Origin of the sequence: Rhizobium bangladeshense (assembly GCF_017357245.1) — a bacterium.
Lineage (GTDB): Bacteria > Pseudomonadota > Alphaproteobacteria > Rhizobiales > Rhizobiaceae > Rhizobium > Rhizobium bangladeshense.
On the sequence record NZ_CP071612.1, the window covers coordinates 2,929,820 to 2,951,053 of the forward strand.

16 protein-coding genes and 1 pseudogene are annotated in these 21,234 nt (G+C 62.3%); 1 reads left to right on the forward strand and 16 read right to left on the reverse strand.

Going from position 1 to position 21,234, the window contains the following annotated elements; genetic code table 11:
- Positions 1–48: 48 nt before the first annotated feature.
- The 8 genes from J2J98_RS14300 to J2J98_RS14335 all read right to left on the reverse strand — a co-directional run bounded on the left by J2J98_RS14300 (position 49) and on the right by J2J98_RS14335 (position 9,687).
- Positions 49–576: a DUF6886 family protein gene (locus J2J98_RS14300; RefSeq protein ID WP_207601403.1), complete on the reverse strand. Its 528-nt coding sequence runs from the start codon at positions 574–576 to the stop codon at positions 49–51.
- 118 nt (positions 577–694) lie between these two features.
- Positions 695–2,368, reverse strand: coding sequence for a DNA repair protein RecN (gene recN / locus J2J98_RS14305; protein ID WP_207601404.1), 1,674 nt, complete (start codon positions 2,366–2,368; stop codon positions 695–697).
- Positions 2,369–2,373: 5 nt separating this feature from the next.
- Positions 2,374–3,243, reverse strand: a complete 870-nt coding sequence (locus J2J98_RS14310) for an outer membrane protein assembly factor BamD (RefSeq protein WP_171049151.1) — start codon at positions 3,241–3,243, stop codon at positions 2,374–2,376.
- A gap of 266 nt (positions 3,244–3,509) precedes the next feature.
- Positions 3,510–4,466 (reverse strand): UDP-3-O-acyl-N-acetylglucosamine deacetylase, encoded by a 957-nt coding sequence (gene lpxC / locus J2J98_RS14315; protein ID WP_064705584.1) that lies wholly within the window; start codon positions 4,464–4,466, stop codon positions 3,510–3,512.
- A 263-nt stretch (positions 4,467–4,729) separates the two neighbouring features.
- Positions 4,730–6,457 carry a cell division protein FtsZ gene (gene ftsZ / locus J2J98_RS14320; protein WP_138393162.1) on the reverse strand — a complete coding sequence of 576 codons (1,728 nt, stop codon included), beginning with the start codon at positions 6,455–6,457 and terminating at the stop codon, positions 4,730–4,732.
- Positions 6,458–6,512: 55 nt separating this feature from the next.
- A complete protein-coding gene (ftsA, locus tag J2J98_RS14325) occupies positions 6,513–7,844 on the reverse strand; it encodes a cell division protein FtsA (RefSeq protein ID WP_004668807.1) in 1,332 nt (443 codons plus the stop codon).
- Positions 7,841–8,773 carry a cell division protein FtsQ/DivIB gene (locus tag J2J98_RS14330; protein ID WP_064705586.1) on the reverse strand — a complete coding sequence of 311 codons (933 nt, stop codon included), beginning with the start codon at positions 8,771–8,773 and terminating at the stop codon, positions 7,841–7,843. Before J2J98_RS14330 ends, ftsA begins: the two co-directional genes overlap by 4 nt.
- The gene (locus J2J98_RS14335) at positions 8,761–9,687 is read right to left on the reverse strand and encodes a D-alanine--D-alanine ligase (protein ID WP_064711548.1); all 927 of its coding nucleotides are present in this window, start codon (positions 9,685–9,687) and stop codon (positions 8,761–8,763) included. Before J2J98_RS14335 ends, J2J98_RS14330 begins: the two co-directional genes overlap by 13 nt.
- A 441-nt stretch (positions 9,688–10,128) precedes the next feature.
- Between J2J98_RS14335 and J2J98_RS14340 the strand changes: the two genes are divergently transcribed.
- Complete coding sequence (locus tag J2J98_RS14340; RefSeq protein ID WP_207601405.1) at positions 10,129–11,058, forward strand: UDP-glucose 4-epimerase family protein; 930 nt, start codon at positions 10,129–10,131, stop codon at positions 11,056–11,058.
- A gap of 3 nt (positions 11,059–11,061) precedes the next feature.
- Here J2J98_RS14340 and murB read toward each other — a convergent pair whose 3' ends face one another.
- The 8 genes and pseudogenes from murB to J2J98_RS14380 all read right to left on the reverse strand — a co-directional run bounded on the left by murB (position 11,062) and on the right by J2J98_RS14380 (position 21,229).
- Positions 11,062–12,036, reverse strand: coding sequence for a UDP-N-acetylmuramate dehydrogenase (murB, locus tag J2J98_RS14345; RefSeq protein ID WP_207601406.1), 975 nt, complete (start codon positions 12,034–12,036; stop codon positions 11,062–11,064).
- Complete coding sequence (murC, locus tag J2J98_RS14350) at positions 12,033–13,448, reverse strand: UDP-N-acetylmuramate--L-alanine ligase (protein ID WP_138393160.1); 1,416 nt, start codon at positions 13,446–13,448, stop codon at positions 12,033–12,035. The genes murB and murC overlap by 4 nt, the downstream gene beginning before the upstream one ends.
- A pseudogene (gene murG, locus J2J98_RS14355) lies at positions 13,445–14,568 on the reverse strand (undecaprenyldiphospho-muramoylpentapeptide beta-N-acetylglucosaminyltransferase). Before murG ends, murC begins: the two are co-directional and overlap by 4 nt.
- A gap of 6 nt (positions 14,569–14,574) precedes the next feature.
- Positions 14,575–15,729, reverse strand: a complete 1,155-nt coding sequence (gene ftsW, locus J2J98_RS14360; protein ID WP_207601407.1) for a putative lipid II flippase FtsW — start codon at positions 15,727–15,729, stop codon at positions 14,575–14,577.
- Position 15,730: 1 nt separating this feature from the next.
- Positions 15,731–17,143 carry a UDP-N-acetylmuramoyl-L-alanine--D-glutamate ligase gene (murD, locus tag J2J98_RS14365; RefSeq protein WP_207601408.1) on the reverse strand — a complete coding sequence of 471 codons (1,413 nt, stop codon included), beginning with the start codon at positions 17,141–17,143 and terminating at the stop codon, positions 15,731–15,733.
- A gap of 7 nt (positions 17,144–17,150) precedes the next feature.
- Positions 17,151–18,251, reverse strand: coding sequence for a phospho-N-acetylmuramoyl-pentapeptide-transferase (gene mraY, locus J2J98_RS14370; RefSeq protein WP_004668823.1), 1,101 nt, complete (start codon positions 18,249–18,251; stop codon positions 17,151–17,153).
- Between the two features lie 21 nt (positions 18,252–18,272).
- Positions 18,273–19,712, reverse strand: coding sequence for a UDP-N-acetylmuramoylalanyl-D-glutamyl-2,6-diaminopimelate--D-alanyl-D-alanine ligase (locus J2J98_RS14375; RefSeq protein WP_207601409.1), 1,440 nt, complete (start codon positions 19,710–19,712; stop codon positions 18,273–18,275).
- The gene (locus J2J98_RS14380; protein ID WP_207601410.1) at positions 19,709–21,229 is read right to left on the reverse strand and encodes a UDP-N-acetylmuramoyl-L-alanyl-D-glutamate--2,6-diaminopimelate ligase; all 1,521 of its coding nucleotides are present in this window, start codon (positions 21,227–21,229) and stop codon (positions 19,709–19,711) included. The genes J2J98_RS14375 and J2J98_RS14380 overlap by 4 nt, the downstream gene beginning before the upstream one ends.
- Positions 21,230–21,234 lie beyond the last annotated feature (5 nt).

The following is a 21,234-nucleotide window of genomic DNA, read 5'->3' on the forward strand; positions in this document are numbered from 1 at the left end:
ATGAAAAGAGCAGTTGCTTACCCTGTCCGGTGAGGACTGCCTATCAGCCTACTCCCAATCCAAGGCATTGCGCAGCCGGAGGCCGCTGACGTGCAGCCCGCTGTCCCTGAGGCCTTTCAGCGGCCGTAAACTGTCGACCACCCGCAATTCCACTCCGCGCGGCATGAATTCCCGGTCGAGCCGCGAAATGGCGGTGCATTCGATCGGAACAATACGCCGGCGAGCCACCCACATGCCCGCATCGCCGAGGTCCTCGAAACCTTCGGCCGGCAGCGCGTAGCGATAAATCGTCACCGTCGAGAGCCGTTCCAGCCAATGACGCTCGACATAGGCTGCTGCCCGGCAACCTGCAAGCCAATGCCGCCTCTCGGCTTCCGGCGTCTCGGATGTGGCCCAGATCAGGATCCGCGGGCAATCCCGCGGAAAGAGATACATGAAGTCATGATCGTCATCGATCGCCCAGACGAGCGGACCGTTCAGCCATTCGCAGCCCGCCGGTCGGATCGAGGGAATGCGAACCGGACGCGGCTCGAACGCCGCAATGACGGGATCATCGCTGAAATGGAAAAGGCGCATGGGAACGGATCGCCGCTGATCGGAATGATGCGCATAACGCGAAGCGCAATGTTTGTCACCGTTGCCAGTGTTGCAGACGGTCTGGGCGAGCAGCCGCCATCTCCTTCGGCCGCGGCAATCAGCCGTTACCGGCCAGCAGCCGCTTGGCAGCCGCCCTCGCCTCTTCTGTCACCGAAGCGCCGGCCAGCATGCGAGCGATCTCTTCGGTGCGATCCTTCTGCGCCATCGTCGCCACGCGGGTGGCGATCTTTTCAGAACCCTCGGCCGCCGGCCCTTTGGAGATCAGAAGATGAGTTGCCGCCCGTGCGGCGACCTGTGGCGCATGAGTAACCGACAGCACCTGGACCCGCTCGGACAGCCGCTTCAGCCGCTGGCCGATCGCATCGGCCACCGCGCCGCCGACCCCGGTATCGATTTCGTCGAAGACGAGCGTCGGGGCCGACCCGCGATCGGCGAGCGCCACCTTGAGCGCCAGCAGGAAACGCGACAGTTCTCCGCCTGAGGCGACCTTCATAATCGAGCCGGGGCGTGTACCGGGATTGGTCTGGACATGGAACTCGACGACGTCGATGCCTTCGGGAAGCGCCTCATGCGCATCCGTGGTGATCTCGACCATGAAGCGAGCGCGTTCGAGCTTCAGCGCCGGCAGCTCGGCCATCACGGCGGCAGCCAGCGCGGTGCCGGCTTGACGGCGCTTGTCGGAAAGCGATCGCGCCGCCCGATCGTAATTCTCCCGCGCCAGACCGACCTCCGCTTCGAGCCGCGCAAGCCGCTCCTCGCCCTCATCGAGGTCGGCAAGGTCGGCGATCATGCGCACCGCGAGCGCCGGCAGCTCGGTGACGGGCACTGAATATTTGCGCGACGCGGCTCTGAGCGCGAAAAGCCGCTCCTCTACCCGCTCCAGCTCCCGAGGATCGTATTCGGTCTTGCGCAGCGCCGCTTCGACTTCCATTTGCGCATTGGAAAGCTGGTCGAGTGCGGCGTCGAGCAGCGTCACCGTCTCTTCGAGCAGCCCGGGCGCTTCATGGCTCTTGCGCTCCAGTCGGCGCACCAGCGAGGCGATATGCGGCACCGGCGAGGCATTGCCGTTCAGGAATTCGGAGGCTTCGGCAATATCGCCGGCGATCCGCTCCGCCTTCATCATCCTCTGCCTGCTTTCGGCGAGTTCGACCTCCTCGCCGTCCTGTGGTGAGAGTTTCTCGAGCTCTTCCACGGAGGAACGCAGATAGTCGGCCTCGCGCGCCGCACTTTCCACCTTCTCGCGGTGCTTTTTCAGCGTCCGTTCGCTGTCGCGCCAGATTCGATACAGGCGGGAAACCTCCGCAACTTCATCGGCAAGGCCGGCGAAGGCATCGAGCAGGGTGCGGTGAGCATTGGTGTCGACAAGAGCGCGATCATCGTGCTGGCCGTGAATCTCGACCAGCATCTGACCCGCCTGGCGCATCAGCTGCACGCTGACCGGCTGGTCGTTGACATAGGCCTTGGTACGCCCGTCAGCTGATTGCTGACGGCGGAAGATCAGGTCGCCCTCGTCGTCGATGCCGTTTTCACGCAGGAGCAAACGGGCCCCGTGGTCCATGCCGACGTCGAACACCGCCGTCACCTGGCCCCTGTCTTCACCATGGCGCACCAGACCGCCGTCGCCTCGCCCGCCGAGCGCCAACGACAGACTGTCGAGCAGGATGGATTTGCCCGCTCCGGTCTCGCCCGTCAGCACGGAAAGACCGGTCTCGAAGGCAAGATCCAGCCGCTCGATCAGGACGATATCGCGGATCGAAAGCTGGATCAGCATTGGGCTTAGGAACCGAGCAGAAGTTTCTTGCCTGCCGCAGCGATCCACGAGCCCTTGTTTTCACGCGGCTCGGCGCCACCCGTCTGCAGCAGCTTGTAGGAATCGGCGTACCACTGGCTGTCCGGATAGTTGTGACCAAGAACGGCTGCCGCGGTCTGAGCCTCGTCGACGATACCCATGGCATAATAGGCTTCGACGAGACGGGCCAGCGCCTCTTCGATCTGGTTCGTGTTCGGATATTTCTCGACGACGATGCGGAAGCGCGAGATTGCGGCCAGATATTCCTTCCGCTCCATATAGTAGCGGCCGATCTGCATTTCTTTGCCGGCGAGCTGGTCACGTGCGTAGCGGATTTTCGCCTGCGCGTCGTCGACATATTCGGAGTTCGGATAGTTGTCGATCACCGCCTGCATCGCCTCGATAGTCTTGGCGGAGGCGCGCTGGTCCTGGGTCACGTCGACGATCTGTTTGGAATAGGTGAGACCGATGAGATACTGCACATAAGCGGCATCCTGGGACTTCGGATATTGCGACATGTAACGGTTGCCCGAGGCAAGCGCATCATCGAGCTTGCCCTGGCGGTATTTGACAAAGGTGCTCATCACAAGCGCCTTGCGCGCCCATTCGGAGAACGGGTTCTCCCGATCGATTGCGTCGAACTTGCGCGCCGCTTCCGCCATGTTGCCGGCCTTCATATTGGCGAGGCCCTGGGTGTAGAGCACGTCGGGCGGATCGGTTTCGAGGCCGAGCTTTGTGATATCGATATCGGGATCCGACTGGCAGCCGGAGATCGAGGCGCCTGCGCTAAGCACCAGAAGCGATGCGAACAAAGCGCGCGCTGTCTTCATCATACCTTCAGATCCTGCATAACCCATTCGAAAGAACCCCACTGCCGCCGCTCGCTCCACGGCAGCCACGCCTCGCTGGCGTTTCTAGCCACAAATGTGCATCAAGAGCAACGCAATGATAAGGCATTAACGCATTTTTGTGGCAGCCGCCGCCGGATTGGCCGGCTTTTCATCTTCTTGCCGACCTGTTGCAGCAGCGCATCTGCGAGAAATCATGTCGCGCCGATGCGAGCGGCCATAAAAAAAACCGCCTCCGGGAAAGAGGCGGCCTGGTCTTGAGAATATGCTGGAGGTCATGCCGACCAGGGAGTGAATTCCGAAGCGCTGACGGCGATCAGTTCACGAGCGGCGACGCGCTGACGCGGCGTCGATGTCTCCACCACCTCATAGGCAGAGGGATCGGCGAGCAGCGCCTTCAAAGCATTGGCGTTCATCTTGTGGCCGCCACGATAGGACCGGTAGCAGCCGATGAACTGGACGCCGGCGAGCGACAGATCACCGACGGCATCAAGCGTCTTGTGGCGGACGAACTCGTCCTTGGCGTAACGCAGGCCTTCGACATTAATGACGGTATTGTCGTCCGAGATGACGACGGAATTTTCGAGCGACGAACCGAGCGCATGGCCCGATGCCCAGAGACGCTCGACATCGCGCATGAAGCCGAAGGTGCGGGCGCGGGAGAGCTCGGACTTGAAGACGGCGGCGTTCATGTCGCCGGCCCACTTCTGCCGGCCGATCAGCGGGCAGTCGAAATCGATCTCGACTTCGAATCGCATGCCGTCATAGGGACGGAATTCGCTCCAGGAGCCGCCATGCTCGATTCGCACCGGCTTGGTGATGCGAATATAGCGGCGCTTGACGCCGAGTGAGACGAGGCCGGCCTGCTCGATCGCTTCGACGAAAGGCAACGAGCTGCCGTCCATGATCGGCATTTCGGCGCCCTGCACCTCGATCACGACATTGTCGAGGCCGAGTGCATAGACGGCGGCCATGACATGTTCGATCGTCGCAACCGAATGTGTGGGAGAGAAGCCGAGTACGGTGCAGAGGTCTGTATTGCCGACCTGCGAGGAGACGGCCTTCAGTTCGGTGATGTCACCATTATCATGCAGGCGCTGGAAAACGACGCCGGTGTCCGCTTCGGCCGGGTTCAGCGTGATCGAAACATTCGCGCCCGAATGAACGCCGATGCCCGAGAGCGTAGCGGGACGCGAAACCGTCGTTTGAAAACCCAGCAAGCCAATTGCCATAAAATCTGCCTTTATTTTTCCGCTCCAGCGGTTTGTCCCACGGCGCGGTTGTCATTCTTTCTGCAGAAGGAACCTCGTCCAGACGACTCCTAACGCAGTTTTCTTGCATCATACTTACGTGCGCCGGCGCTCCAATCCAAATCACTGTTTCTTTCGTTTTGTTACGAAGTCACACGATTGATATCGCTCAAGAATTCCCGGCCGAAAAACAGCAATGCCCGGGACCTGGATCCCGGGCATGAACGGTGCCAAAAGCCCCGATTTCAGTTCGACTGGCGACGCAGGAATGCCGGAATTTCCAGCTGATCGTCTTCTTGCATCATGCGAGCCTGCGGAACCGCACGGCCCTGGTCGTCGAGGTTGCCGCGGCGCGGCGCATAGAGGCTTGCCTCCGGCGACAGCGGACGGCGCTGCTGCGACGCGGCTGGCGGTGCGGCGGTCATGTCGGCGGCAACGGCGTCGTCGTCACGGCGGCCGAGCGAATTGGTGATTCGCTTGAGCAGGCCCATCGGGCCGCGCTCTTCCTGGCCATGCGCGGAGGCCGGCTGGGCGCGATGGTCGAGTTCCGCCTGGACGACAGGCGGGAAATCCTCGACTTTCGGCATGCGCACCGGCTCAGCCGCCTGACGGATGATCGGCTCCTGCCGGACCGGCTGCTGAATGGGCTGCGGCTGGACGGGCTGGCTCAGCGCGGGCTGGCTCATCACCGGCGCCGGAGCCTGCTGCTGCACCTGAGGACGCATGGCCGGAGCTTCCGGTGCAGCCGCGAAGATCTTGCTCTGCGGACGGAATACTTCCTGCTGCGCAGCAGGCTGCTGGAGCGGTGCGGCGGCACGCGGGGTCGGAATTTCGAGCTCACGTTCCATCTCGGCTTCGCGAATGGTCTGCGCGATCGGATCGAGGGCCTTCGGCGCCTGCATCACCGGGGCAGGCTGAACTGCGGCCGCTGCCGGAGCAGCAGCCGCGGAGGGACGGATAGCGGGTTTGGCGGCAGGCTGGAAGTTGCGTTCTGCGGCTTCGCTGATCGCCCGGTCAATGCCTGTCGCGACGACCGAAACGCGGATGATGCCTTCAAGCGATTCGTCGAAGGTGGCGCCGAGGATGATGTTGGCGTCGGGATCGACCTCCTCGCGGATACGGGTCGCAGCCTCGTCGACTTCGAAGAGCGTAAGGTCGCGACCGCCGGTGATGGAGATCAGCAGGCCCTGGGCACCCTTCATCGAGGTTTCGTCGAGCAGCGGGTTGGCGATGGCAGCCTCGGCAGCCTGCAGCGCGCGGCCGGAGCCGGAGGCTTCGCCGGTGCCCATCATCGCGCGGCCCATCTCACGCATCACCGAGCGGACGTCGGCGAAGTCGAGATTGATGAGGCCTTCCTTCACCATCAGATCGGTGATGCAGGCGACGCCCGAATAGAGAACCTGGTCGGCCATTGCGAAAGCGTCGGCGAAGGTCGTCTTGTCGTTGGCAATGCGGAAGAGATTCTGATTCGGAATGACGATCAGCGTGTCGACCGACTTCTGCAGTTCCTGGATGCCCATCTCGGCCAGGCGCATGCGGCGGCCGCCTTCGAAATGGAACGGCTTGGTGACGACGCCGACCGTCAGGATGCCCTTGTTGCGGGCCGCCTGCGCGACGACCGGAGCAGCGCCCGTGCCGGTGCCGCCGCCCATGCCGGCGGTGACGAAGCACATATGCGTGCCGTTCAGATGATCGACGATCTCGTCGATGCATTCTTCAGCGGCGGCGCGGCCGACTTCCGGCTGCGAACCGGCGCCGAGGCCTTCGGTGACATTGACGCCGAGCTGGATGATGCGTTCGGCCTTCGTCATCGTCAGCGCCTGGGCATCCGTGTTGGCAACGACGAAGTCGACGCCCTGGAGGCCGGCGGTGATCATGTTGTTGACGGCGTTGCCGCCACCGCCACCGACGCCAAACACGGTGATGCGCGGCTTCAGCTCTGTGATGTCAGGCTTTTGCAGCTTGATGGTCATGGTACCTGTTCCTTCTCTCTCTGGCCGCATCGCCACGCCGGCCAATTACTCAATTTCAGAAGCTTTCCTTCAGCCACTGGCCCATCCGGGCTATGCGACTGTTATTTCCCCCAAGCGACATGAGCAGACCGCTCTGTGACGCATGTGTCTCCATGTCCGCGACCTGCGGATAGATCATCAGGCCGACGGCCGTCGAAAAAGCCGGGCCCTTGGCCGCCGTCGGCAGCCCCGAAACGCCCATCGGCCGGCCGATGCGGACGTTGCGGGCAAGAATGCGCCGCGCTACCTCGGCAAGCCCGGTCAGCTGGCTCGCTCCGCCGGTCAGCACGACGCGTTTTCCGACGATCGGGCTGAAGCCGGAGCGCTGGATACGGTCGCGAATGAGCTCCATCGTCTCCTCGATCCGCGCCGAGACGATACGTGAAACCAGCGCCCGCGGCACCTGCGACGGCTGATCGCGATCATCCTCACCGATCGGCGGGATCGAAATCAGCTCGCGCTCATCGGAGGAATTCGAAAGCGCGGAGGCATGCACGACCTTCAGCCGCTCCGCATCTTCGATACGGGTCGAAAGGCCGCGCGCGAGGTCGGTGGTGACATGATGACCGCCGAGACCGACGGCATCGGTATGAACGAGCTTGCCCTCGGCAAACACTGAGATCGTCGTCGTGCCGCCGCCCATGTCTATCGCCGCGCAACCGAGTTCGACCTCGTCGTCGACGAGAGCAGCAAGACCCGATGCGTAGGGCGTCGCGACAATGCCTTCGACCGACAGATGTGCTCGATTGACGCTGAGCTCGAGGTTCTTGAGCGCCGAGCGCTCTGCCGTCACGACGTGCATGTCGACGCCGAGCGCGTCGCCATACATCGCGAGCGGATCGCGGATACCGCGCTCGCCATCGAGCGAGAAGCCGGTCGCCAGCGAATGCAGCACCGAGCGGTCCTGTCGCAGCGACTGCTGGCAGGCAGCCGACAGCACTTTCTTCAGATCGTTGAGCTCGACTTCCTGACCGCCGAGATCGATCGTCGCGGTATAGATGTCGCTGCCGAGGCGGCCAGCCGTGAGATTGACGATCAGGCTCTCGACCGTCAGCCCGGCCATGCGTTCCGCCGCGTCGACGGCAAGGCGGATGACGCCTTCCAGCGCGTCGAGATCGGCTATGACGCCGGTCTTGATACCGCGGGAGCGCTGATGGCCGATACCGATGATCTCGATATTGTGCGTGCGGCCCGGCAGGATCTGGCTTTCCTCGCGCGGCGTCAGCCGGCCGATCATGCAGACGACCTTGGTCGAGCCGATATCGAGCACCGAAACGATATGCGACCGCTTCGACGAGAGCGGTTTCAGGCGCGGCAGTCCGAAATGGGATGAACCAAACAAGCTCATATATTCTGCCCCGACTTCTTCAATTCCTTCGTACGCTCCGTGACCGCCGCCTGCCGGCGGACCGCCGCTTCCGGCGTCAGCTGGATTGCGGTTCGGTCCGGCAATCTCAGATCGACCGCGGCGATATCCCGCTCCAGGAGCTGGTGCTCCTTGTCGAACTTCGAAAGCGTCGCCAGCGCCTGGTCGATGCCGTCTTCCGGCAGCTTGACGATGACGCCGTTATCCATGTGCAGATCCCAACGACGGCCCGATATCCAGACATAAGCCTTGACGCGGGCCTTCACGTCGGGCCACTTCGAGAAGGCGTCATCGAGCGAAGCCGCCGCGGTCTCGGCGTCGCGGCCGACGACGAGCGGCAGCGCCGAAAACTTGTTGTCGCGCAGCGGCGCAATGACGCTGCCGTTCTTCTCGATCAGGGAAAGCTCCTGCCCGTGTTGCCAGATCGCATAGGCCTGGCGCTCCTTGAGCTTCACCTCGATCGTCTTCGGATAAATCTTGCGGACCTCGACATTCTCGACCCAGGGAAGATGCGCAATCTTCCGGCGGGCCGCATCGACGTCGAGCGCGACCAGCGAGGTCGTGCCGTCGAGACCGATCAGTTGCAGGATTTCGATTTCCGATGTTTCCGAATTGCCGGAAACCTTTACGTCCTCGATCGCAAAGCCCGCGGCCGTCGTCGTCGCCTGCGCGACGGCTTCAGTGTGACCGCCGAGCGACATCCCGTAGAGGCCGGTCGCAGCCAGGAAGGCAAGCGCCGACACCGTGCCCGTATGAGCAGGGATATAGATGCGGCCACTGCCGAGACTGATCAGGAAACGCGTGACGCGGCGCAGCGGACGCGGCAGCACGAATCGCTCTTCGGCTTCCAAGACCGGAAGCACGGCGTGATGGCTGGGGCGCCCAATTCTCTTGACCCTCAACGCAAACAAGACGCGTCCTCCACCATCCACCGGAGAAACTGACCAAAGGAATAGCCGGCATGACCGGCCATTTCGGGCACGAGCGAGGTTGGAGTCATGCCGGGCTGGGTATTGACCTCCAGCCAGATGATTTCGCCGTCTTCGGAGAAACGATCGTCGTAACGAAAGTCGGACCGACTGACGCCGCGGCAACCGATTGCCTGATGCGCCCTTAGTGCCAGTGTTTGTATTTTTTGGTAAATATTCGGTGAAATTTTCGCAGGGATGACGTGTTTTGAACCGCCCGCCGCATACTTGGAATCGTAATCATAAAAATTGTGTCCCTGCGGCACCACCTCAGTGACGCCGAGCGCAGTCTCACCCATGACGCCGCAAGTGAGCTCACGACCGTAGACATAGCGCTCCACGAGCACCTCCTCGCCATAGCGCCACTCGGGCGAGCTGACGACCTGCGGCGGATGCGCCTGATCTTCAGTGACGATGACGACGCCGAAGCTGGACCCCTCGCGGACAGGCTTCACTACATAGGGAGGCTTCATCGGATGCGCCGAGGGAAAGGCGAAGCGGTTGATCACCTGTGATTCGGCAACGGGAATGCCGGCGGCGGCGGCAACGCGCTTCGCCTTGGCCTTGTCCATTGCCAGCGCCGACGCAAGCACCCCCGAATGCGTATAGGGGATCTCGAGATATTCGAGAATGCCCTGGATGGTGCCATCTTCGCCGAACGGTCCGTGAAGCGCATTGAAGACAACGTCGGGCTTCAGCTCGGCAAGCCTTTCTGAAACGTCGCGGGCGACGTCGATGCACGTCACCCTGAAGCCTTCAGCTTCGAGGGCCTCTGCGCAAGCCTTTCCCGAGGAAAGGCTGACAGGCCTTTCCGAGGAAAACCCGCCCATCAGGACCGCGACATGCTTGCGACTCATCAACACCCCCAAAAATAACTTCCACTTTTGAAATCGACGCTTGTGCGAAGCTGTCTGCGCCGTTTCGCGCCTTTGTCAGGCCTCACATGCATTAGAGCATCATTATGGTTAATGAAGTGTTTACTTTCGTTAATTCTTAGCCGCGAGCTTCGCGAACTTTTACCTTTTGCCCATTGTGCCCTTCCCGCCCGTGAATGACCCTGGGCGGAATCGAAAAAGCCAATGCGCTCAATGACATATGGAATCGAGCTCATTCGCGATTGAATCAAACGAGGGAGTCGCACGGCATCTCTCGGTGAGATACCGGCAACAGTGAGGCGGCGGCCCGCGCCTCGACTTGATTAATGCAGAGAACCGCGGCGCTCGGCCGTTACCGCTTTTTTATTGATGCCGATATCACTTCCGGTTAGCGAAGGCTTATGGTTGAGCAGGGAGAAGATCATGCGATACCTCGTCACCGGCGCTGCCGGCTTCGTCGGTAGACCGCTCGTCAAACGGATGCACGCAGAAAGAAATTGCGATCTTGTGGCCAGCACGAGATCCCAGACCTCGGCCTTTCCGCCGGATGTCGAGCATTTTCCGATTGAAATAACCGACGGCACCGACTGGGTGGCAGCGCTTGAAGGCGTCGATGTCATCATCCATCTCGCCGCCCGCGTTCACATCATGAACGACCGCGCGGCCGATCCGCTTGCGGAATTCCGCCGAACGAACACCGCCGCCACGCTGAATCTCGCCGAACAGGCCGCCCGCGCAGGTGTGAAGAGATTCGTTTTCGTTAGCACCATCAAGGTCAACGGGGAAAAGAACGATCGGCCATTCCGGCACGACGACACGCCGAAACCGATCGATCCCTACGGCATTTCGAAGCTGGAATGCGAAATTGGCCTGCGCGAAATCGCAGCGCGCACCGGCATGGAAGTTGTCATCATCCGCCCGCCGCTGGTCTATGGCCCCGGCGCGCGCGGCAACTTCGCCCTGCTCGTCAATCTTGTCCGCAAGAAACTGCCGCTTCCCTTCGCTTCGCTGAAGAACCGTCGCACATTGGTCGCAGTGCAAAATCTCGTGGATTTGATCCTCGCCTGCGCGACTCATCCAGCCGCCGCGGGCGAGACTTTCCTCGCCGGGGATGGTGAAGACCTCTCGACGCCGGAGCTCATCAGGGGAATTGCCGCAGGCCTCGGCGTCAAGCCGATACTGCTCCCCTTCCCGCCTGCGCTGCTACACATGGCGGCGAAGGCGGTCGGGAAGGACGCCGTCTATCAGCGCCTTTGCGGTTCGCTGCAGGTCGACACATCCCGGGCGCGCGACATTCTCGGCTGGTCACCGGTAGTCGCCCCGCGCGAGGGGCTGAAACTGGCAGTGAAATAGCCGCTATTCGCTCGTCACGCCCTGGAACGGGCGCACTTCGCGACCGGGCATGAAGACGCCGAGGCGCTTGATTTCCCATTCGAGCTTGATGCCCTCTTTCTCGAAGACCTCGCGGCGCACCTGCTCGCCGAGATATTCGAGATCGTAGCCGGTCGCCTGCCCCATGTTGATCATGAAATTGCAGTGAAGCGACGACATCTGCGCTCCGCCGATGACGAGGCCACGGCAGCCTGCCTCGTCAATCAGCTTCCAGGCCGAATGGCCCGGCGGGTTCTTGAAGGTCGAGCCGCCGGTCTTTTCGCGAACCGGCTGCACCGTCTCGCGGTGATTGCGCACAGCGTCCATCTCGGCGCGGATCTGGGCGCGATCTTCCGGATAACCCTCGAACAGCACCGCGGTGAAGATCAGATCGGCGGGTGCCTTTGAATGCCGGTAGGAATAACCCATTTCTGCATTGGAAAGCACATGCTTGTTGCCCTTGCGGTCGACGGCGTTGACCTCGACCAGCCGCTCACGCGTCTCCACGCCGTTAGCGCCGGCATTCATTCGCGCCGCGCCGCCGATGCCGCCCGGGATGCCATAGAAGAAATGGAAGCCGCCGATGCCATTGTCCATGGCCATCGCCGCGACATGTTTGTCAGGGCAGATGGCGCCGGCGAGGATGCGGTTTTCGCCGGCAAGCTCGACGAAGCCGAAACCCTTGGCCGACAGACGCAGCACCACGCCTGGAATACCGCCGTCGCGCACCAGGATGTTGGAACCGACGCCGACCACTGTCAGCGGCACCTCTTCCGGCAATATCTTCAGGAAGGCAATCAGATCATCGACGTCATGCGGCTGGAACATCAGTTCGGCCAGGCCGCCGGCCCTGAACCAGGTGACACGGTCCATGGGGGCATCCGGCGTGATACGGCCGCGGATATCCTTTACACCGTCTCCGAGAGACGCGAGAAGCTTTTCCCCATTCACCTGTTTCATGCGGACTTTCCCGATAGGCCTTCCAGTTGCTTGGGCAGTGCTGCTGCCCATGATGTGATGCTCCCAGCCCCCAACAGAACCACGAAATCCCCTGGCTTTGCAACCTCCGCAACCATTTGCGGCAGAAGCTCCGCCGAAGCGAGGAAGCGGGCATCGCGATGGCCGCCTGATTTGATGCGCGAGACGAGCGATATGGAGTCGATACCTTCGATCGCATCCTCGCCTGCCGCATAAACGGGCGCAAGGAGGATGCTGTCGGCATCGTTGAAGCAGGCCGCGAATTCCTCGAACAGGCTTGCCAGACGCGTGTAACGGTGCGGCTGATGGACGGCGATGATGCGCCCCTTGCAGGCTTCACGGGCCGCCTTCAGCACCGCCTTGATCTCCACGGGATGGTGGCCATAATCGTCGAAGATTTGCACCCCGTTCCATTCGCCCGTCAGCGTGAAGCGGCGCTTGACGCCGCCGAAGGAGGAAAGCCCCTTGGCGATATCTTCGCTCGATATACCAAGCCGGTTGGCGACCGCGATCGCCGCCGTGGCGTTTGATATATTGTGACGCCCGGGCATCGGCATGACCAGCCCCTTAAGCTCGGTCCTCTGGCCGGTGCGGCGGCGGCGAATCTCGACGTCGAAGATCGAGCGCGTGCCGTCGATGCGGACATTCTTGAAACGCACGTCGGCCTGCGGGTTCTCGCCGTAGGTGATGATCTTGCGGTCCTCGATGCGGCCGACCAGCGACTGCACCTCGGGATGGTCGAGGCACATGACGCCGAAGCCGTAGAACGGTACGTTCTCGACGAATTGCCGGAAGGCGGCGCGAACGGCGTCGAAACTGCCGTAATGGTCGAGATGCTCCGGGTCGATATTGGTGATGACGGCAACATCGGCCGGCAGCTTGAGGAAGGTGCCGTCGGATTCGTCGGCCTCGACCACCATCCACTCGCCCTCGCCCATGCGGGCGTTGGTGCCGTAGGCGTTGATGATGCCACCATTGATCACGGTCGGATCGAGCCCGCCGGCTTCGAGCAGGGTCGCGACCAGCGATGTGGTCGTCGTCTTGCCATGCGTCCCGCCGATGGCGATCGCATTGCGGAAGCGCATCAGCTCGGCGAGCATTTCGGCGCGGCGCACCACCGGCAGCAGCTTTTCGCGCGCTGCGATGAGTTCCGGATTGCTCTTCTTGATTGCCGTAGAAACGACGACGACCTCAGCCTCACCCAGGTTTTCAGCCCGGTGGCCGACATAGACTTCGATGCCCTTGTCGCGGAGGCGCTGCACATTGGCGCTGTCTGACTGGTCCGATCCCTGCACCTTATGGCCGAGATTGTGCAGCACTTCGGCAATGCCGCTCATGCCGATGCCGCCAATGCCGATGAAATGGACGAGACCGATCGCCTTCGGCAGTTTCATGCGCGTGTCCTCTTGAATTCTGAGACTGTCTTGCCGGCGGCAATAGCCTCAACCATGTCGGCAAGCAAGTTCGCCGCATCCGGTTTTCCGGCGAGCTTCGCCGCCGCCGCCATGTGCGAAAGCTTGTCCGGATCGTTCATCACATGGCTCAGTATAGAGGCGATCCGTTCAGGCGAAAGCTCGGACTGAGGGATCACCTTCGCTCCGCCTGTCGCAGCCAGTGCGGCGGCGTTTGCCGCCTGATCATGGTCGAGCGCATGCGGATAGGGCACCAGAATGGCCGGACGTCCGATGACGGAAATTTCCGAGACCGTGGAGGCGCCGGAGCGGCAGATCACCAGATGTGCCTGGGCAAGACGTTCCGCCATATCGTTGAAAAATGGTGCGATATCGGCTCCCATCTCCAGCTTGGCGACGCAGCCGCTGACCATCTCCATATCCTCAGGGCGCACCTGCTGCGTCACCCTGAGCCTTGCACGCAAGCCATCGTCGAGCAGGCTGATCGCCGTCGGCATAGCCTTGGAAAAATACTGCGCTCCCTGGCTGCCGCCGAAGATGACGAGATTGAATGGCTCGCCCGGATGCGACGGAACGTAAGGCTGCTCGGCTGCGGCAAGGATCGCCGGACGCACCGGATTGCCGGTTGCAACCGTCTTGTCGGAAAAGGCATCGCCGCTTTCCGGCAGGAAGCCGCCGGCGATCGCCTTGACGCGCGGAGCCAAGGCCTTATTGGCCCGCCCCATGACGGCGTTCTGCTCATGCAGCATCGAGGCGACACCGAGCCGGGTGGCGGCCAGCAGCGGCGGCACGGTGGGATATCCGCCGAAGCCGACGACGATCACCGGTTTCAGCCGCTGGATCAGCCTCTTGGCCGCCCGCATGCCACTCCACAGCGTCCACAGCGAGCGGGCGACTGCGACCGGGTTCTTCGAGCCGATCGTCGCCGACGGCACGACATGGATTTCCTCGGCCGGGAACTTGCCGGCATAACGCTCCGCCCGGCTGTCAGTGACAAGATGCACCGAGTAGCCACGCTCCTTCAGCTTGAAGGCAAGCGCCTCCGCCGGGAACACGTGGCCTCCGGTCCCCCGGCGGCAAGCAGCACGATGCCTTTGTTCATGACCTCTTACTCCGCGGGCATGCCGTGCGGGACGCGGAAGAGGCTCCGGTCCTGCGCGCGTTTTTCCGGGCGATGGCGCGTCAGCGCCAGAATAAAGCCGGCGGTAACGCAGATCGCCACCATGGAAGAACCGCCGTAGGAAATCAGCGGCAGCGTCATCCCCTTTGCCGGCAGCAACTCAAGATTGACGCCTATATTGATGATCGACTGGATGCCCATCTGCAGCACAAGACCCGCAACGGCAAAACGGTTGAAATCATTGCGCTCGCGATAGGCATGCGAGAGACCGCGCAGCACCAACGCGGAAAACAGCGCGACGAGCGCCATGCAGAAGACGATGCCGAACTCCTCGGCAGCGACCGAAAAGATGAAGTCGGTATGCGCATCCGGGATGATGCGCTTGACGATGCCTTCGCCCGGTCCCTGACCGAACCAGCTGCCGCGGATGATCGCCTCGCGCGCCGTGTCGATCTGGAAAGTGTCGCCCTCACCGGTCATGAACTTGTCTATTCGGCCGGCAACGTGTGGAAAGACGTAATAGGCGCTGAGCAGGCCGCCTGCACCGCCAATACCGAGCAGCACGATCCATATCCACGGCATGCCGGCCATGAAGAACATGCCTCCCCAGACGGCTGTCGTCAGGATGGTCTGGCCGAGGTCGGGCTGCGCGACGAGAAGCGCGGCGACAATGCCGAACAGGATGATGGCGAAGAGATTGCCGGGGATCTCAGGCTGGCGCGCATGTTCGGCAAACAGCCAGGCGCAGACGACGACGAAGGCGGGCTTCATGAATTCCGAAGGCTGAATGGAAAGTCCGGCGATCCATATCCAGCGTCTTCCGCCTTTGACCTCCTGTCCGACGAACAACACCAGCACCATCATCGCGAGCGAGATGATCAAAAGCAGGATTGCGGTCCGCCTCACCTGGCGCGGCGTCAGGAAGGACAGTCCGAGCATGACGGCGATCGAGGGGATCATGAAGGCTGCATGGCGCTTGACGAAGTGGAAGGTTTCGAGGCCGATGCGCTCGGCAACAGCTGGAGATGCCGCAAACGACAGCATGAAGCCGATGCCCATCAGGAAGATGAACATCGCCAGGAAGAAGCGGTCGATGGTCCAGAACCAATCGGCCAAAGGCCCACGTTCCGCGCGGCTTACCATGTCATTTCTCTCCTGTTGCAGGACCGATCAGCATCGTCATTCCATCAAGTGCCGCCACGTGGCTGACGAAGGCATCGCCCCTGACTTCGAAGTTCTTATACTGGTCGAAGCTTGCGCAAGCCGGGGATAACATCACGGCCGAGGAACCGCTCTCGTCGCGCTCCGCATCGGCCGCCGCATGCGCGACCGCGCGCTCCAACGTCCCCGAAATCTCGTAAGGCACTGCTTCGCCGAGAGTGGCTGCGAACTCGGCGGCTGCCTCGCCGATCAGATAGGCCTTGGCGATGCGCGGAAAATAAGGAGCGAGCGTCGTGATGCCGCCGGATTTCGGCAGACCGCCGGCAATCCAGTAGATGCGATCGTAGCTCGAAAGCGCCGGTGCCGCCGCGTCGGCATTCGTCGCCTTGGAATCGTTGACGAAGACGACTCGACCTCGTTTGCCGACAGGTTGCATGCGGTGTTTCAGGCCGGGGAACGAGGCCAGGCCGGCGCGGATGTCGTCAGCGGAGACCCCGACGGCAAGGCAGGCAGCAACGGCTGCAGCGGCGTTCTGAGCGTTGTGGCTGCCGCGCAGCGTCTGAATGCCGTCGAGATCCGCGAAGGGCAGCATGGCGCCGCCGGCGGCCTGTATCAGCTTCGCGCCCTCGGCATAGATACCCTCGGCCACTACACTCCGACGCGAGATGCGGACCACCTTGACGCCGGCCCGCTCGACGCGGTCGGCAATCAGAGCCGAATGGCTGTCATCGATGCCGACGACAGCGACATCGCTGCCCGCAACCAGTCTTTCCTTGACATCGGCATAATGCTGCATCGTGCCGTGACGGTCGAGATGATCGGGCGTCAGGTTGAGAATGATGCCGGCCGACGGGTTGAGCGTCGGCGCCAGATCGATTTGATAGGAAGAGCATTCGACTACGAAATAACGCCCCGCCTTCGGCGGATCGAGCGTCAGCACCGCAGTGCCGATATTGCCGCCGAGTTGCGTGTCGTAGCCAGCCGAATTCAGGATGTGGGCGATCAGCGCCGTCGTCGTCGATTTGCCGTTGGTGCCCGTTATGGCGATGAACGGGCAATCCGGCGCATGGGCGCGGCGCTCGCGCACGAAGAGCTCGACGTCGCCGACAATATCGACACCGGCCGCGCGCGCCAGGTCCACCGTCCAGTGCGGCTTCGGATGGGTGAGCGGCACACCCGGCGACAGGACGAACAGCGCCTGCTGGCTCCAGTCGATGCTGTGCAGATCCTCAGTCCTGATGCCTTCCGCCGAAGCCTTGGCGACGCTGTCGGGATTGTCGTCCCAGGCGGTTACCTCGGCGCCGCCTGATATCAGCGCGCGGGCTGTGGCAAAACCCGAGCCGCCGAGCCCGAAGAGCGCGACCTTCTTATCCTTGAGCGTCGTGACCGGGATCATCGCCGCCTCACCTGAGCTTCAGCGTCGAAAGGCCGAGCAGGGCAAGACCCACCGCGATAATCCAGAAACGGATCACCACCTGGCTCTCGGTCCAGCCCTTCTTCTCGAAGTGATGATGGATCGGCGCCATCAGGAAGACGCGCCGGCCGGTCATCTTGAAGAAGCCGACCTGGATAATGACAGAAAGCGTCTCCATGACGAAGAGCCCGCCGATGATCGCCATGACGATCTCGTGCTTGGTGGCGACGGCGACGGTACCGATGGTACCGCCAAGCGCAAGCGAGCCCGTATCTCCCATGAAAATAGCGGCCGGCGGCGCATTGAACCAGAGGAAGCCGAGGCCGGCGCCGATGACGGCGCCGAGCACGACGGCAAGCTCACCGGTGCCGGGCACGAAATTGATCTGCAGGTAGTTTGCAAAGACTACGTTACCGGCAAGATAGGCGATGACGCCGAAGGAGGCGGCGGCGATCATGACAGGCACGATGGCGAGGCCGTCGAGGCCGTCTGTGAGGTTGACGGCATTGCCGGCGCCGACGATGACGAAGCCGCCGAAGACGACGAACATGATGCCGAGATTGATCAGGAAGTCCTTGAAGAAGGGAAAGGCGATCGAGGAACCGAAGGTCGAGCCGGCAGTCCCCGAGGCAAGGGCGGTACGCATCATGAAGTAGACGGCGATGCCGGCGATGATGAACTCGATGCCGAGGCGAGCCTTGCCGGAAAAGCCCTTATGGCTCTGCTTGGTCACCTTGAGATAATCGTCGTAAAAGCCGATCGCGCCGAAGCCCAGCGTCACCAGCAGCGTGGCGACGACATAAACGTTGGAAAGATCGGCCCAAAGCAGCGATGCGCCGACGATGCCGGCAAGAATCATCAGTCCGCCCATGGTCGGCGTACCGGCCTTCTTGAAATGCGTCTGCGGCCCGTCGGCGCGGATCGGCTGGCCCTTGCCTTGGCGGATGCGCAGCGAATTGATGATCGTCGGCCCGAACAGGAACACGATCAATGCGGAGGTGAAGAGAGCGGCGCCCGTGCGGAAGGTAATATATCTGAACAGGTTCAGAAACTTGAAATATTCCGACAGTTCGACAAGCCAGATCAGCATTCAGGGCCCCTTGTTACCCGGTCAAAGTTCGCGTTGCGTGTCGGAAAATGCCGGGAACTTGTCAAGAAGCGCGGCGACGATCTTGCCGAAACCGAGGCCCAGAGACGATTTCACCATCACCACGTCGCCCGGGAGGACCGAGTCCAATACATAGTCCGTCAATTCGCCGGTCTTCTCGCGGTATTCGACATGAACGCTTTCCGGCAGTGATTCCCTGAGTGCGGCCATATCGGCGCCTGCGAGCCACACATGTTCGATGCCTGCGGCAAGCAACGGCCCGGCTAGATCGGCATGGACCTTCTCAGCATACTCGCCCATCTCGAGCATGTCTCCGAGCACAGCGATACGGCGTCCGCGGCCGCTCGGCTCAGCAGCCGCGAGCAGTGCGATCGCCGCTCGCATCGAGGCGGGATTGGCATTGTAGCTCTCGTCGATCAGGGTGAAGCTGCCGTTACCGCCGCCGATCGAGAGCCGGTGGCGTTTGCCCCTGCCCTTTTCAGGCTTCAGCGTCGCAAGCGCCGCGATCGCCTTTTGGAGGTCGGCGCCGACGATCGTGACGACACCGAGGGCCGCGAGCGCGTTTTCAGCGATATGGCGGCCCGGGGCACCGATAGCGACTTCCAGCGTCTCGCCGCCAATCGTCAGCCACAGTGTCGAATTCTCGTCCGCGCCGTTGAACTCCGCGAGCCGGAATTCCGCCTTGGCATGCTGGCCGAAGGAATGAATATGTTCGATGCCGAGCGACTGCGCAGTTCGATCGAGGAAATTGAACTGGTCGTTGTCGCGGTTGAGCACGACATGGCCGCCGGGCTCGAGCCCCTCGAAGATCTCCGCCTTGGCGGCAGCGATCTCCTTGATGTTCTTAAAATTGCCGAGATGCGCCGGCGCAATCGTCGTAATGACGGCGACATGGGGACGGATCATCGCCACCAGCGGCCGGATCTCGCCGGGATGATTCATCCCAACTTCGAAGACGCCGTAATCCGCATCATCAGGCATGCGCGCCAGCGTCAGCGGAACGCCCCAATGATTGTTGAAGGAAGCGACGGAGGCATGCACCTTGCCGGAGGGCGACAGCACATGCCGCAGCATTTCCTTGGTCGTCGTCTTGCCGACAGAACCGGTGACGGCAATGATTTTTGCCCGCGAGCGCTCACGCGAAGCCTGCCCCAGACGGCCGAGCGCCGCCAGCACGTCCTCGACGACGATCATCGGTACCGTCAGGCGGCCGAGAGCGGGAAGCCTCGCTTCGCTGACGACGAGCAGAGAGGCGCCGTTCGCCATCGCCATCGACGCATAGTCGTGACCGTCGACACGGTCGCCTTTGATTGCAAAAAAGGCCTCGCCGGCACCGATCGAACGGCTGTCGATGGAAATGCCGGTGATGCCTTCGGGCGGCGTGCCGAAAGGGCGCCCCGCCATCGCTGCGATCATGTCTTCGGTCGTCCAGAGCCAGCTCAAGATTTCAGTTCCTCCAAGGCCTTGCGCACCTCCGCGTGATCGGAGAACGGCAGCGTGACGGCACCGACCGTCTGCCCCTCCTCGTGCCCCTTGCCGGCAACGATCAACGTGTCGCCGGATTTCAGCATACCGACCGCGTCGCGGATTGCCGTGGCGCGATCGCCGATCTCGGAGGCGCAGCTTGCTGCTGCCATAATCTCCGCCCGGATTGCAGCCGGCTCCTCCGAACGCGGATTGTCGTCGGTGACGATGACGACATCGGCAAGACGGCAGGCGATTTCGCCCATGATCGGCCGCTTGCCGCGGTCGCGGTCGCCACCGCAGCCGAAGACGACGACGACGCGGCCGGTGGTGAAGGGCCTCACCGAATTCAGCACATTTTCCAGCGCATCCGGCTTATGGGCATAATCGACATAGGCGAGTGCGCCGTCTTTGGTATGGCCGACCAGTTCGAGGCGGCCGGATGCGCCGACCAGTGTCTCGAGCGCCGCCATCACGGCCTTCGGCTCGACTCCTGTGGACATGGCCAATCCTGCCGCCACCAGCGCGTTGGCAACCTGAAAATCGCCGGCCAGCGGAATGTCCACCTCGAAGATCTCGTCGCCGATATGGATCTCCGCTGTCTGCTTGTGGCGGAAATGCTCAACGCGTTTCAGCGAGAGGTACTGGCCCTTGCGTCCAACGGTGCGGACGTCATGACCGGCATCGGCCGCCGCCTTGATGGCCTGCGCCGACCACGGATCGTCCGCGAAGACGACCGCCGGTGAGCCCTTCGGCAGCAGCGTATCGAAAAGCCGCATCTTTGCGGCCATATAGGCCTCGACGGTCGGATGGTAATCCATGTGGTCGCGGCCGAGATTGGTGAAGGCCGCGGCGGCGAGCCTGACACCGTCGAGACGGCACTGGTCCAGGCCGTGGCTGGAAGCCTCCATCGAGGCATGCGTAACACCCTCGTCGGCAAGCTCCGCCAGCAGTTTGTGCAGCGACACCGGATCCGGCGTCGTCAGCGCGCCATATTCGTTGCGCGTCGGCGAAACGACACCTGTTGTGCCGATCATCGCGGCCGCATGACCGGCGTGCGCCCAGATCTGGCGGGTAAAAGAGGCGACGGAAGTCTTGCCGGCCGTCCCGGTGACGGCGACCATGGTCTCGGGCTGCCTGCCGTAAAAACGTGAGGCAGCGATGGAAAGGAAGCGCCGCGGCTCCTTGACCGCAAGCACCGGGATGGGAGCATCGACAGCCTGGGAGGCGATCGCGACGGCGGCCCCACGGCCGACGGCATCCGCGATGAAGCCGGCGCCGTCCGCTTTGGTGCCGGCGACCGCCACGAAGGCATTGCCCCATTCCACCTTGCGGCTGTCCGAAGACAGGCCTGAGATATCAAGCAAGCCTGCCGGGCCTTCGAGTTGTGCTTCAAGTTCCGGAAACTGATCTCCGGCCAGGTCTCGCAATTTCATCGAACGCACTTTTCTCTGTTGAAGCCGGTTCACCCCTCGCGAATCGGCGCCGATATTCATTCACG

What these genes read in the sequence shown, in the direction of transcription:
- J2J98_RS14335 (WP_064711548.1), bottom strand. Translation starts at nt 9,687, where the DNA reads ATGAGTCGCAAGCATGTCGCGGTCCTGATGGGCGGGTTTTCCTCGGAA.
- J2J98_RS14340 (WP_207601405.1), top strand. Translation starts at nt 10,129, where the DNA reads ATGCGATACCTCGTCACCGGCGCTGCCGGCTTCGTCGGTAGACCGCTC.
- ftsZ (WP_138393162.1), bottom strand. Translation starts at nt 6,457, where the DNA reads ATGACCATCAAGCTGCAAAAGCCTGACATCACAGAGCTGAAGCCGCGC.
- J2J98_RS14310 (WP_171049151.1), bottom strand. Translation starts at nt 3,243, where the DNA reads ATGGGTTATGCAGGATCTGAAGGTATGATGAAGACAGCGCGCGCTTTG.
- mraY (WP_004668823.1), bottom strand. Translation starts at nt 18,251, where the DNA reads ATGCTGATCTGGCTTGTCGAACTGTCGGAATATTTCAAGTTTCTGAAC.
- J2J98_RS14300 (WP_207601403.1), bottom strand. Translation starts at nt 576, where the DNA reads ATGCGCCTTTTCCATTTCAGCGATGATCCCGTCATTGCGGCGTTCGAG.
- ftsA (WP_004668807.1), bottom strand. Translation starts at nt 7,844, where the DNA reads ATGAGCTTGTTTGGTTCATCCCATTTCGGACTGCCGCGCCTGAAACCG.
- murB (WP_207601406.1), bottom strand. Translation starts at nt 12,036, where the DNA reads ATGAAACAGGTGAATGGGGAAAAGCTTCTCGCGTCTCTCGGAGACGGT.
- murC (WP_138393160.1), bottom strand. Translation starts at nt 13,448, where the DNA reads ATGAAACTGCCGAAGGCGATCGGTCTCGTCCATTTCATCGGCATTGGC.
- lpxC (WP_064705584.1), bottom strand. Translation starts at nt 4,466, where the DNA reads ATGGCAATTGGCTTGCTGGGTTTTCAAACGACGGTTTCGCGTCCCGCT.
- J2J98_RS14380 (WP_207601410.1), bottom strand. Translation starts at nt 21,229, where the DNA reads ATGAATATCGGCGCCGATTCGCGAGGGGTGAACCGGCTTCAACAGAGA.
- ftsW (WP_207601407.1), bottom strand. Translation starts at nt 15,729, where the DNA reads ATGGTAAGCCGCGCGGAACGTGGGCCTTTGGCCGATTGGTTCTGGACC.
- murD (WP_207601408.1), bottom strand. Translation starts at nt 17,143, where the DNA reads ATGATCCCGGTCACGACGCTCAAGGATAAGAAGGTCGCGCTCTTCGGG.
- recN (WP_207601404.1), bottom strand. Translation starts at nt 2,368, where the DNA reads ATGCTGATCCAGCTTTCGATCCGCGATATCGTCCTGATCGAGCGGCTG.